The following is a 12,149-nucleotide window of genomic DNA, read 5'->3' on the forward strand; positions in this document are numbered from 1 at the left end:
CGCCAAAAGTTGCTCCTATGTCAAGCGGCGGCGGTCTGAATGGCTCGTGGTTGGGGCGCAGTGTCGGTGATCAGGCGTTGATAGACGGTGCGGACCAGGCGGCGTCGGAGTGCTCGGAGGGCTGCGGTGGTGGAGTCGCCGGCGGCGCGGCGTTTGCGGTAGTAGGTGTAGCCGTCGCTGTCTTCGAGTCGGGTTTGGGTCAGGGCGATGCGGTGCAGGGCGGTGGTGAGTTGTCGGTTGCCGCAGCGCGGTAGCCGGACGCGGCCGGCGGTGTTGCCGGACCAGACCGGGATGGGGGCGGTGCCGGCGTAGTTGGCGTAGGCGTCGGCCGAGTGGAAGCGGGCGATGCCGGCGGTTTCGCCGACGATTTTGGCTGCGGTGAGTTCCCCGCAGCCGGGTAGCTGTAGTAGCGAGGGAACCAGTTCGCGGACTCGTTTGCCGATCTCGGTGGCCGTGGTGTTGATCCGGGTGGTCAGGGAGATGATCTCGTCGAGTTCTTCGCGGGCGATGTCGGCCAGCAGTCCGGTCTCGGTGGCCAGCTGTGCGGCGAGGATCTGTTGGTGTTTGTGCATGCTCAGCGAGCGTGGTTTGGGGGCGTAGGCGGGGTTGATTTCATGGACTCGCCACAGCAGTCGGTTGATTGTTGAGGTGCGTTGTGCGACAAACACTTCGCGTCGATCGACTAGTAGACGTATCTCGCGGGATCGGGGGTCGGCGCCGGCGGCGGGCAGGTTCGGTTCGCGCAGCACTGCCCGCGCGACGGCCAGAGCGTCGATGGGATCTGATTTGCCGCGGGTACGTGCCGAGGCACGGGTGTGGGCCATCATTTTGGTGGGTACCCGCACGGCGGTCTGGCCGGCGGTGAGTAGGTCGCGTTCGAGGCGGGTCGACATCTGTCGGCAGTCTTCGATGCCCCAGAGCAGGTCGGTACCGAACTGGGTGTGGGCCCATCGCATCGCGGCATGATGGCCGGCGGTGGTGGCCGGGGCGGTGAGTTGGCCTAGCTTTTTGCCGACGGGATCGACGGCAACAAATGTGTGTGAGCTCTTGTGTACATCGACTCCAACTACAACCATGGTGGTTGCCTCCTGATTTCAGAAACAGGGACCAGGGACGGTTGGGCCGGTCGGTGGGCAATCCTCAGTTGGGGGCGTTGCCACGCTCCTATCAAGCCACATCGGCCGGTCCTTCCCACCTGGTGTTGGCATAACTTTTGCAAGACCAGACATGCGCATCAATGCGATGCCGGCAGGCACATCAAGAGCCAAACACCAGGTGACCAGGACCCAACCACCGCTCAGGCGGCAACACAAGAGTCACACTGAGGGCACATCATCGGGGGGCGGGGTCAGGATGTGTAGTACGGGTCGCCGCGTCGCATCGTGGTGGACGGGAAATCATCGGCCACGGTCGCAGCCATCTCCACCAGTGCGCGACGGGTGTCCTTGCCCAGGAGGTCGAGATCGACCTCAGCGCCCTCGGCGAGGTGATCGTCGAACGGGATCTGCTGTACTGCACGGCATCTGGTGAGGAAGTGGGCGCTGAGCTGATCGGTGTCGATGGTCGACGCGCCGGGTCGTGCCGAGCTCAGCACCACCACCGCCCCCGACACCAGGTGCCCGAATCCGTGGGCACCGAGCCAGTCCAGTGTCGCTGCCGCGCTGCGTGCCCCGTCGATGGCGGGGGAGGTGACCAGGATCAGCGAGTTGGCCATGTCGAGCACACCGTTCATCGCCGAATGGCTCAGTCCGGTTCCACAATCGGTGATGATGATGTTGTAGAAACGCTGCAGCACCGTCATCACGCCGCGGTAGTCCGCTTCGCTGAACGCCTCGGCCTTGGCCGGATCCCTTTCGGATGCAAGGACTTCCAGGCGACTCGGCGCCTGCGAGGTATGTGCCCGGACATCGGAGTAGCGATAGATGGATTCATCGGCGAGCAGGTCGCGAACCGTCGATCGTGTCTGCTGCGGAATGCGCTGCGCGAGAGTGCCCAGGTCGGGATTGGCGTCGACGGCGATGACCCGATCGCCGCGTAGTGATGCGAACGTGGAGCCCAAACCGACTGTGGCCGTGGTCTTTCCGACGCCACCCTTGAGGGACAGGACGGCGATTCGGTAGTCGCCGCGGACGGGCTGATTCACGCGTTCGAGAAGTTGCTTGTACACCAGGTCGTCAGGCGACTCGCCGGGATTGATGGTCCCCGCCGACAGCTTGTGTACCGTCCGTCGCCATCCGCTGGCCGGTGCGCGACGGGCCTTCCGGAGCAGTGCCACCTCGTCGAGGCTGGACGGTGCGGGTGCCGGCGGTTGCGCGGGGGCGTACTGCTGGTGCGCGGGCATCGGCTGCTGACCCGGGAAATATCCGGGCGGTGGCATCTGGTTGCCCTGCGGTGGGATTCCGGCAGGCGGAAAGCCCTGGGGCGGAATCGATTCACCGTACGGATTGGTACCCCCGTAGGGGCCCGGTCCGGTCGGATGGCCGGGTGTGGGCGGTTGTTGATGCGGCGCCGGGGGCGGATGACCTCCGGCAGCGGGGGCCCAGAACTGCGGCTCGACCGGATGCTGTTGGCCGACCGTGGCCGCCGGTGTGGGTGGGGGCTGTGGTGGTTCGGTGTCGAAGGAAGCGGGGGCGTGGCCGTGACGGCCGGTGTGCGCCGGTGCCCTGTCGGGGTCCGGTGCGTTCTCCGGTGGCGTCGCAGCCTCGGGTGGTGCCGGTCGCTGAGGTGGCGGTGTCTCGGAGACCGATGGCGTCGGCGGTGTGTCCGGAGACGTGGGCGCCGTTGGTGTTTGATTCGGGCGCTCGAAAGATGCGACGTCGACGTCCGCCGCGGTCTGAAGCCACGGTGGTGCCGCCGGCACGTCGGCATTGTTGTAGCTCACAGAACAGCCCCCCGTTGTTGCACTTCGTCTGACCGGTTGCAGGTGGTCTTGCCAGTGGTTGACGCCCCAGGTGTTTCCCTTATCGAACCACCCCGCCACCCCCGAATACGGCGATGATAGACCACCATGATCGCCCGTGGTCGGGTGGAGCGGATGTCGACTCCGGTGCTGCGACCCCGCAGTGTCGCAAGTTGTGGGTACTATCTGTCGCCAAGGGGAGTTCTTGAGGGGGAACCATGGCCACTGCTGCATCTCGCACCGGAGGCCTGTCCGTCGTCACGACGGAACAGGGCCTACCGCTCTCTGTACGGATCGAACCCGCCGAATTGCACAAAGATCCGGCTGTTCTCGCCGCCGAGATACTCCGGTTGTGTCGGCAGGCGGCGATGCACGCCGGGGTCGCGCGCCGGGAGGAGTTGCGCGCTGCGGGGGTCGGCGCGGACATCATCGAACAGATGAATCTGCCGCGGCCCGATGATCTGGCCCGGGCGGAATACGAGGACGACGTCGCTGCGGGCGCACCGGGCAGCTGGATGAGGTCGGTATGAGCTCGGCGATGGATGAACTCGAGGCCAGGGCCCGGACTCAGCTCGACCGGTTGCGCGAGGTCAACGAACGATTGGCCGCCGTCTCGGCGCGCGAGACCTCACCAGGCGACCACGTCACCGCGGAAGTGAACGGTGTCGGCGAGCTCACCGGATTGTGGTTGGCCCCAACGGCTCCCCGCCTCGGGGCCGGTCCGCTCTCGGATCTGATCGTCACGACGGCCGGCGTCGCGGCCGGCCGCGCATTTGCACGCCGCGGTGAGATCGTCGCGGAATTCAACGAATCTTTTGCCGATCTGGTGAACAGCCGGCCGACATGACCATGTCGTCGGCCGGTTCTCCGCAACCGGAGGGAACCATCTCCCTGCGATAGGCGTCCTATCGTCGGACCGGGGGAGTGACGGGGTTGCCAGGGTCGGCTACCCGAGGTTTGGGGCTGTACGCATGTTTTCGAACAAACGGGGGAAAAATGTCTGAGGTCACAGCGGTACCGGCGGCTATCGAGGCGTACGGCGACACGGCCGCATTGATGTCGGCGGCGGTTGCCAGTGCCGGTTCCATCAACGCCGCCGCGAACATCGCTCAGATGGTGCCGGTATTCGGGTTGATCGGCCAAGAGTTCCTGCTGGCCTTCGCCCAGGCGCAGGCAAGTCATCTGTTCGGGGTCGGGCAACTCGCCGCGGTCCACGCCGGCAGTGCGGCAGCCGCGTTCGCCACGGCGGCCCAGCTCGCCGAGGCAGACGATGGCAGCGGCCGAGGTTTTGCCGCCGTGCAGGCCGCGCTGTAGTCACCGGCAGCCCAGCCACGTGAGTTTTCCGACGATGCCATCGGCCGCGCCACCGCCGCTCGATCCCACCATTCGGCAACTGGTCGAATCGAGTCCGCTCGGGCCGATTCTCGACACCCCGGTCAGCCAGGTCCTCAAAGACCTTGGCCTACCCGGGCTGCCGGCTCTCCCGGGCATGCCGCCCTTGCCCGATCTGCCGCCACTACCGCCACTGGATCTCGACCTCCTGCTCAAACCGCTGACCGATCTGCTGGGTGGTTTCGGATCGGGCAATCTGGGTGGCGGTGACTTCGACCCCACCATGATATTTGAGGCGCTCTCGCAGATTCTGGACACATCGATGTCGATGGGTTCGGGTGCGTTGAAGGTTCTCGATCAGGTGTGGAGCGGGCAGTCCGCCACGGCGGCGACCGTCAAAGGTGTTCAGGCGGGCACCGATACCGCGGCCCTGTCGACGCAGGGCACGACGATGTCGGCCGACACACAAGGGGCTGCGGCGATCGTTGGCGTCGGTCTCGGACTGGTCCAGGGGATCATCGCGAAAACCGTCGGCATCATCACCGCCTCGGCGCCATTCCTCGTGACACCACCCGGACAGGCCGTTGCGTTGGCTGCGGCCGCCGATGGTCTGGCCGAGGCGACCGCGGTGGTTGCGGCCACCCGAGCACAGTTGCTGGCACCGACAACACACATGATGGCGACCGGACAACCGGTCCCGGTGACAGGTGCCCCCGCGGCGGGCGCATCCCCGTTCTCGATCGCCAGTACGGTGCTCGACTCGGTGGGCAAACCGATGCTGACGGGTGTCGGCCAGCTCGGCACGATGTCGTCCAAGGCCGCGACCGAACTCATGAAAACGCATCAGGCCCAACTACAAACCGCATACGAGGGCGAAGACATCGATGACGCCAAGACCGTGCCGGCCGCACTCGGTGGTGCGATGGCCGCGGGCCGTGGGGGCGGCGGCGCAGGAGGGGGCGGCGGTGGCGGAGGAGGCAGCGGCCCGAGCCCGCTGAGCGCGCGGACAACGCCGGGACTGCTCGGCGGAACAGCTCCGGAGTCAGGCGGTGGACCGGTCAACAGGAATCAGAACACGGTGGTCCCGGCAGGCATGACCGGACCGATGGCACCGATGGGCGGGGCGGGGATGGGAGCCGGACGGGGCGCCGGCGCGTCTGATGATCAGCACGAAGCGGCCGACTACCTCGTCACCGAGCTCAACGGAACCCGGATCATCGGCGAGATGCCGGCGGTGGCCCCGGCAGTCCTGGGTGAAACCCCGACCCCGGAGGCGACCCCGACACCGGACGTCCGTCTGCGGTTGGGTCCGCCCGACCGTGATCAGCCCGACCACAATCTACAAGCCTGACGCGAACATGGGGGAAACGATGTCCACAGGAGAGTTGAACGTCGACGCGGGCGAATTACTGCGTGCCGCAGATGGTCTCGACCGGTTGGCGAATGATCTGGAACAGGGTGTGGCCGTCCATCGCCCCACTCTCGTGGTGCAGGCAGCCGGTCGAGACGAGGTCTCGACGACCGCTGCCGCCACATTCGGTGCCGTCGCCGAGACGTTCACCGATACGGCGGCGGCCGGCGTGCACGAGCTTCGCAAGATCGCTGCGGTGCTTCGTGCCCAGGCCCGCAATTTCGGTACAGCCGAGGACAACATCGAGGAGACATTCCGGCTCTGACGCCGGGGACACGATCATGACCGGATTCACGAACGTGGTGTGGCAGGCCCGCCCCGCCAAGCAGCTGGCAACTGATCTGTGCGCCGGTGCCGGTGACGGTCCGCTGATCGCTGCTGCGCTCGGCTGGACGCAGGTCTCGGCGCTGCTCACCGATGCCGGAATCGACTACGTTCGCATCCTGGCCAGGCTCGGCATCTCCTGGGAATCGGTGGCGGGCGATGAGGCTTTCGGGAAGCTGGCTTCGTTCGCCGACTGGTTCTCCGATGCCGCCGCGTCCGCGGCGGACAGCGCGGCTCGAGCGGGGGCGCAGGCTGCGGCCACCACAGTGGCCAGGATCAGCATGCCGGGACTGCCGGAAATGCAGATCACCGAGGACATCCACACCGCGGCCGTGGCAGTCGGGGCCGCGACGGGTGCCCCCATCGGCGGCGTGGCAGCCGACGCCGAACGTGCCGCCCTTGATCAGAAGCAACGTGCGGCACGGGTGATGGAAAGCTATGAAGCGGCCACCGAACCCGTCGCCCGCGGGTGGTCGCCACCGCGCCCGGCCGAGATCGTCTCGTCCGATGCGCTCGCTGCCGAACAGGCGGTTCGCCAGGCAGCCCGGGCGATCCCGGCTCATCCTGAACCCGCGGCCGGGGCAGTGCCTGGTGGTATCGGTGGATACGCGCCGGTTTCCGGTGCACTCCGGCAGACGCGTTTTGCCACCACCATTCTGGCCGGGTCGTCGGCTTCGGCCGGGGCGGCGCAACCGGTGTCGCCGTCGGCAGGGGCCCGGCCGTCTGTCCCCGCGGCGCCGATGGCCCCCATGATCGGGGCTCCCGGTCAGGGTGGGGATTCCGTCGCACGGAGAAGCCCGGCCAATGCCGGGGCCGGCATCGACCCTGCATCCGCATCCGCGTCGGGCGTCGAGAGTTTTGATGACGTGCCGGTCGCTGCCGCGGTCGCCCTCGGCGATCATCCCGATCCGCGGTACCGGAGCGGAACTCTCGACCTGCCCCACGCAACGTCGGTGCCGGCTGTACTCGGCGCCACGGAACACGAAGGGTGAACGCGATGTGGGCAACCCCGATGGAATGCGAGTTCGACCTCTCGGATGACCAGATCGATTATCTGGCAGTTCTTCTCGATCTTCAGACGTGGCCGGCGGTACTCGCCGGCGGACCTCGCCACGAGTTCGTCGATGAGCGTGAGAATGCGTGCGCCGCCGCAGCGGCGGAGTTGAGCACTGCCGGGTGGCTGTCCGACGACCCGCACTCGGCTGCCGGGGTGGGTGTCACCGAGGCCCTGGCCGAGGCGCTGGTCATCCTGTCCGCACCCGATGTGGTACTCGAGATCCGCTGTCACCGTGAAGCTTCCACCGACCGGATCTGTCTTGCGCGGCGCGGTGATCACCATGTGCTGGCGACCAGGACCGAATCCGGACTGGTGCTCCGCGACATCGCGATCGGCAGCGACCTGGAGGTGGGTCAGCTCGTTGCCCGTCTGCTCGAACCCGCCGACGCCACGCATGCTGTGCCGTTGAGCGTTTCGTCGGTCAGTGTGCCCGCCGGTGAACTGCAGAACCGGCTCGATGGGGCGCATTCGGCAGCCGACTACGCAGATGCACTGCACGCGATGGGGGTGGCGTCGGCCGACGCGGCGACCTATGCCGTTGCGTTTGATGCCTGCTGTGGGCACACGGAGATCGTTGCCATCGAATGTGTCCCGGGGCGGTTGCGGCGCTCGGAAGGCGCGGTGGCGGTCTACGACACAGCCAGGGGCCGGATTGTCGCCGGCCCCAGTATGTCTCCCGATGGCAGGGTCTGGTCGACGTTGTCGCCGGGCACCGGTCATCGGATCTCCCAGGCCGTCACGCTCCTGATGGAGACGTTGCCGGCCCGGAGGTGGTTGCCGTGATTCGGCCAACCGGAGGGGGCCCACCCGGCGACACGCCGGCGTGGTACCGGAGCAGATTACAGAACCCGCGGACATCATCCGATATCGCGGCAATCGCACAAGAAGGGGGATCGCCATGACCGACGGCGGTAACAGTGGCTTGAAACTCGACGTCCCAGACGCGCTGATCACGACCAAATCGGTGGGACAGATCATCGAGGACATGGGTGTTGTCTTGCAGCGCCTGAACAAGAATGCCGAAGACGCGCAAGCGATGTGGCAGGGCACTGCCAGCAAGGCATTCCAGGATGCGGCGGCGGCGTGGCAGGCCGAAGGCGCTGCGCTCAAGGTGGCTCTCGATGGATTGAAGGCGTCGTTGGAGAGTGGTTTCACCGGTTACGACAACGAAGACCAGGACCTCGCGGGGACCATCGGCTCCGTCATGGGTGGCGGATCCGGTCTGAGTCTCTGAGCCTGCGCCCTCCACCACCAACCAGAAAGGTCACATCGCAATGATCAAGTACAACTTTGCCGCGATCGAAGAGCTCTCGGCCCAGCTCGATTCCGATTTCAGACAGCTCGAGGAACTGGCCGGAACGCTCAAGTCCGAAGTCGTTCGGCTGCACTCGAACTGGGAATCACCCCAGGGTGCCGAGGCCTACGCGGTGGCGCAGCAGCGATGGGATACGAGCTTCTCGGATTCCCGTCTGTTGCTGAACAACCTGTCGACGAAGGTACGTGAAGCAGGATCGACGATGCAGGGCGCCGACAAGCGCACCGCAGGCTACTTCAGCTAGATCGCGCAGCCCGCGATCTGTCGACCCCGAAACCCGCCGGACGAACGGACCGGCGGGTTTCGGCGTTTCAGAGGGTTCGGGAGGATCACCCTGGCCTGCATCTTTCGCCAGGCAAACAAACTGATCGCGCCATCCCGGGTGGATTAACCAGTGTTGGCTGGGTTGGTCGGATAGTTTCTCAGGCAGGCTGCATTCGCCGCAATGCACGCAAGTCACTTGAGGAGCTGTGATGGGCAATCCGCTGACACGGACAAAATCCGTGGAGCAATCGATGGCTGACACCGAAGAACCCGGTTCGCAGCTGAAAAAGAGTTTGACCTGGTGGGACCTGACCATCTTCGGTGTCTCGGTGGTCATCGGCGCCGGTATCTTCACCATCACCGCGTCGACGGCCGGGGACAAGGCCGGGCCGGCCATCTCGCTGTCCTTTGTGATGGCTGCGGTGGCCTGCGCGCTGGCTGCACTCTGCTACGCCGAGTTCGCCTCGACCGTTCCGGTGGCGGGATCTGCTTACACCTTCGGCTACGCCACCTTCGGTGAGTTCCTGGCCTGGATCCTGGGCTGGGATCTGATCCTCGAATTCGCGGTCGGTGCGGCCGTTGTCTCGAAGGGCTGGTCGAGTTATCTGGGCACCGTCTTCGGATTCTCCGGTGGCACAACCGAAATCGCAGGTCTCGACGTCGACTGGGGTGCGCTGGTCGTGGTCGCCACGATCACGGTGTTGCTGGTCATCGGCACCAAGTTGTCCTCCCGGTTCAGTGCTGTGGTCACGGCCGTCAAGGTCGCGGTTGTGCTGTTGGTGATCGTTGTCGGCTTCTTCTACATCGACACCGACAACTGGAAGCCGTTTGTGCCGGAATCGCAGCCGTCGGAGTCCGGCGGCAGGTCCGTCGAGTCGACGCTGTTCTCGCTCATGACCGGCGGCGGTGACTCCAGTTACGGTTGGTACGGCATCCTGGCCGCGGCCTCGATCGTCTTCTTCGCCTTCATCGGATTCGACGTGGTGGCAACCACTGCCGAGGAGACCAAGAACCCGAAAAAGGACGTCCCGCGAGGCATTCTCGGCTCATTGGCCATCGTCACGGTGCTCTACATCCTGGTCACGATCGTTGTCACCGGCATGGTCAGTTACAAGGACCTGGCGACGTCCGCCGGCGACGGGGAGCCCAAGAACCTCGCGTACGCGTTCGGTCTGAACGGCGTGACCTGGGCCGAGAAGGCGATTTCGATCGGTGCTCTGGCCGGTCTGACCACGGTGGTCATGGTGCTGATGCTCGGTCAGTCGCGAGTGCTGTTCGCGATGTCCCGAGACGGTCTGTTGCCCCGGTCGTTTGCGAAGACCAGCCGGTTCGGGACCCCGGCGCGAATCCAGATCCTGGTGGGTGTGGTCGTCGCGGTGGTGGCCGCATTCTTCCCGATCACCAAACTGGAAGAAATGGTCAATGTGGGCACGCTGTTCGCGTTCGTGGTCGTCGCGGCCGGTGTCATTGTGCTGCGGAAGACCCGACCGGATCTGCCACGTGGATTCAAGGTTCCCTGGATGCCGGTGATCCCGATCCTGGCGATCATTGCCTGCGTGTGGCTGATGCTGAACCTGTCGGCGCTGACCTGGCTGCGATTCCTGGTCTGGATGGTGATCGGTGTCGCCTTCTACTTCCTGTACAGCCAGCGCCATTCGCTGGTCGGGAAGCGGGCCCGGGGCGAGATGCCCGATCAGGTCGGCGACGAAATCCGCGCCGGTGCCGCCAAGGACCGCACCGCGCCGGAATGAGTTGTCACGCGGCGCCCGTTCGCGACCGCTGACCCAATTCTCCAGACGACGACCCCGGTCCGGGACTTCCCGGACCGGGGTTTTGTCGCTCCACAGCCGCTTTACAAATTCATTGTTATGTATAGACACGTGACGTAGATCGCAGTAGTGTCAACAACCAGGTTCCAGTTTGAAGATCAGCCAGGAGGACGATGATGAGCACTGCGGAATCGCCGACCGACGAACAGTCGGTGGCGCAATGGCGCGACAAGAAACGGCACCTGTGGCTGCTCGGTCTCATCCCGCCCACGGCACTGTTTCTCGCGACCGGAATGGTGGCCGGCTTCAATTGGCTGGGCGCGGGCGCCGTTGCGCCGGTCTGGTGGTGGATCGGTCCGCTGCTCGTCTACGGACTGCTGCCGATCCTGGACCTGTTCTTCGGGCCCGACGGGCAGAACCCGCCCGAGGAATTGATGGAAGAGCTCGAGAACGACAAGTACTACCGCTATTGCACCTATGCGTTCATCCCCTTCCAGCTCGCGAGCGTGGTCTTCGCCTGCTACCTGTGGACCGCAAACGACCTGAGCTGGCTGGGAATCGATGGTGGCCTGGGACTGGTCTCGAAGCTGGGCATCGCCCTGACCGTCGGTGTGATGGGTGGAATCGGTATCAACACCGCCCACGAGCTCGGACACAAAAAGGACTCGCTCGAACGGTGGCTCTCGAAGGTCACTCTGGCGCAGACCTTTTACGGACACTTCTACATAGAGCACAATCGCGGTCACCACGTGCGGGTGGCCACTCCGGAGGACCCGGCCAGCGCCAAATACGGCGAGAGTTTCTGGGCATTCCTCCCACGGAGTGTGTGGGGGAGTCTGAAGTCGGCGTGGAATCTCGAACGCACCCGCATGGGGCGGTTGGAGCGCTCGGTCTGGGACATCCGCAACGACGTGCTCAATGCCTGGCTGATGTCGGTGGTCGGCTGGGGCATCCTGACCGCGATCTTCGGCTGGCAGATCCTGCCGTTCATGGTGATCCAGGCGGTGTACGGATTCGGTCTGCTGGAGACGGTCAACTACCTCGAGCACTACGGACTGCAGCGGCAGAAGACGGCCAGTGGTCGATATGAGCGTGCCCGTCCGGAACACAGCTGGAACTCGGATCACATCTGCACCAACATCTTCCTGTACCACCTGCAGCGGCACAGCGATCACCACGCCAATCCGACCCGCCGCTACCAGGTGCTGCGCAGTTTCGACGACGCACCCAACCTGCCCAGCGGTTATGCCAGCATGATCACGCTGGCCTACTTCCCGCCGCTGTGGCGAAAGGTGATGGACCACAGGGTGACCGAGCACTATGAGGGCGACCTGTCGTTGGCCAACATCGTGCCCCGCCGCCGCGAGAACATACTTGCCGCGCACCGGCTGTCGATGCTCGGCGAAGCGAAGGGCGCCGCGAAATGAGCGCATACCGTTGCCCGGTCTGCAGCTTCGTCTACGACGAGACGACCGGTGCCCCGCGCGAAGGATTCCCCGCCGGGACCGCGTGGGCCGATATCCCGGACGACTGGCCATGTCCCGACTGTGGCGTCCGGGAGAAGATCGACTTCGAGGAGGCGGTGTCGTCATGAACTTCAAGTTGTACGTCTGCATGCAGTGCGGATTCGAATACGACGAGGAGAAGGGCTGGCCCGAGGACGGGATCGCCCCGGGGACGCGCTGGGAGGACATTCCCGACGACTGGAGTTGCCCGGATTGTGGGGCGGCCAAGTCGGACTTCTATATGGAGGAAGTGACCCGCACGTGATCCCGGTG

The 12,149-nt window shown here is 65.2% G+C and carries 15 protein-coding genes; 13 read left to right on the forward strand and 2 right to left on the reverse strand.

Annotated features, from left to right (window positions below):
• Window positions 1-20: 20 nt before the first annotated feature.
• Together AC51GT_RS00005 and AC51GT_RS00010 are read right to left on the reverse strand one after the other, a co-directional pair.
• Entirely contained in the window at window positions 21-1,076 is a 1,056-nt protein-coding gene (locus AC51GT_RS00005) for an IS110 family RNA-guided transposase (protein WP_496323328.1), read from the reverse strand.
• A 272-nt stretch (window positions 1,077-1,348) separates the two neighbouring features.
• A complete protein-coding gene (locus AC51GT_RS00010; RefSeq protein WP_496327471.1) occupies window positions 1,349-2,881 on the reverse strand; it encodes a MinD/ParA family ATP-binding protein in 1,533 nt (510 codons plus the stop codon).
• A gap of 236 nt (window positions 2,882-3,117) precedes the next feature.
• On the opposite strand from AC51GT_RS00010, the gene AC51GT_RS00015 reads away from it, so the two are divergent.
• The 13 genes from AC51GT_RS00015 (at window position 3,118) to AC51GT_RS00075 (ending at window position 12,141) form a co-directional block, all read left to right on the forward strand.
• The gene (locus AC51GT_RS00015) at window positions 3,118-3,429 is read left to right on the forward strand and encodes a hypothetical protein (protein WP_496323354.1); all 312 of its coding nucleotides are present in this window, start codon (window positions 3,118-3,120) and stop codon (window positions 3,427-3,429) included.
• Entirely contained in the window at window positions 3,426-3,746 is a 321-nt protein-coding gene (locus tag AC51GT_RS00020) for a YbaB/EbfC family nucleoid-associated protein (RefSeq protein ID WP_496323355.1), read from the forward strand. The genes AC51GT_RS00015 and AC51GT_RS00020 overlap by 4 nt, the downstream gene beginning before the upstream one ends.
• Before the next feature lie 149 nt (window positions 3,747-3,895).
• On the forward strand, window positions 3,896-4,213 hold the full coding sequence (locus tag AC51GT_RS00025) for a hypothetical protein (RefSeq protein WP_496323356.1): 318 nt from the start codon (window positions 3,896-3,898) through the stop codon (window positions 4,211-4,213).
• A 19-nt stretch (window positions 4,214-4,232) separates the two neighbouring features.
• Entirely contained in the window at window positions 4,233-5,582 is a 1,350-nt protein-coding gene (locus AC51GT_RS00030) for a hypothetical protein (protein ID WP_496327472.1), read from the forward strand.
• A 19-nt stretch (window positions 5,583-5,601) separates the two neighbouring features.
• Complete coding sequence (locus tag AC51GT_RS00035) at window positions 5,602-5,907, forward strand: PE family protein (protein WP_496327473.1); 306 nt, start codon at window positions 5,602-5,604, stop codon at window positions 5,905-5,907.
• A 16-nt stretch (window positions 5,908-5,923) separates the two neighbouring features.
• Complete coding sequence (locus tag AC51GT_RS00040) at window positions 5,924-6,958, forward strand: PPE domain-containing protein (RefSeq protein ID WP_496327474.1); 1,035 nt, start codon at window positions 5,924-5,926, stop codon at window positions 6,956-6,958.
• A gap of 5 nt (window positions 6,959-6,963) precedes the next feature.
• A complete protein-coding gene (locus tag AC51GT_RS00045; RefSeq protein WP_496327475.1) occupies window positions 6,964-7,806 on the forward strand; it encodes an ESX secretion-associated protein EspG in 843 nt (280 codons plus the stop codon).
• A 115-nt stretch (window positions 7,807-7,921) separates the two neighbouring features.
• Complete coding sequence (locus tag AC51GT_RS00050; protein ID WP_496327476.1) at window positions 7,922-8,257, forward strand: WXG100 family type VII secretion target; 336 nt, start codon at window positions 7,922-7,924, stop codon at window positions 8,255-8,257.
• Window positions 8,258-8,297: 40 nt separating this feature from the next.
• Window positions 8,298-8,582 carry a WXG100 family type VII secretion target gene (locus AC51GT_RS00055; RefSeq protein WP_496323361.1) on the forward strand — a complete coding sequence of 95 codons (285 nt, stop codon included), beginning with the start codon at window positions 8,298-8,300 and terminating at the stop codon, window positions 8,580-8,582.
• A gap of 229 nt (window positions 8,583-8,811) precedes the next feature.
• Window positions 8,812-10,353: an APC family permease gene (locus AC51GT_RS00060; RefSeq protein ID WP_496327477.1), complete on the forward strand. Its 1,542-nt coding sequence runs from the start codon at window positions 8,812-8,814 to the stop codon at window positions 10,351-10,353.
• 194 nt (window positions 10,354-10,547) lie between these two features.
• Window positions 10,548-11,798, forward strand: coding sequence for an alkane 1-monooxygenase (locus AC51GT_RS00065; RefSeq protein ID WP_496327478.1), 1,251 nt, complete (start codon window positions 10,548-10,550; stop codon window positions 11,796-11,798).
• Window positions 11,795-11,965 carry a rubredoxin gene (locus AC51GT_RS00070; protein WP_496323364.1) on the forward strand — a complete coding sequence of 57 codons (171 nt, stop codon included), beginning with the start codon at window positions 11,795-11,797 and terminating at the stop codon, window positions 11,963-11,965. The genes AC51GT_RS00065 and AC51GT_RS00070 overlap by 4 nt, the downstream gene beginning before the upstream one ends.
• Window positions 11,962-12,141, forward strand: coding sequence for a rubredoxin (locus AC51GT_RS00075; RefSeq protein ID WP_496323365.1), 180 nt, complete (start codon window positions 11,962-11,964; stop codon window positions 12,139-12,141). The genes AC51GT_RS00070 and AC51GT_RS00075 overlap by 4 nt, the downstream gene beginning before the upstream one ends.
• Window positions 12,142-12,149: the final 8 nt, after the last annotated feature.

Source organism: Williamsia sp. z34 (assembly GCF_059553395.1).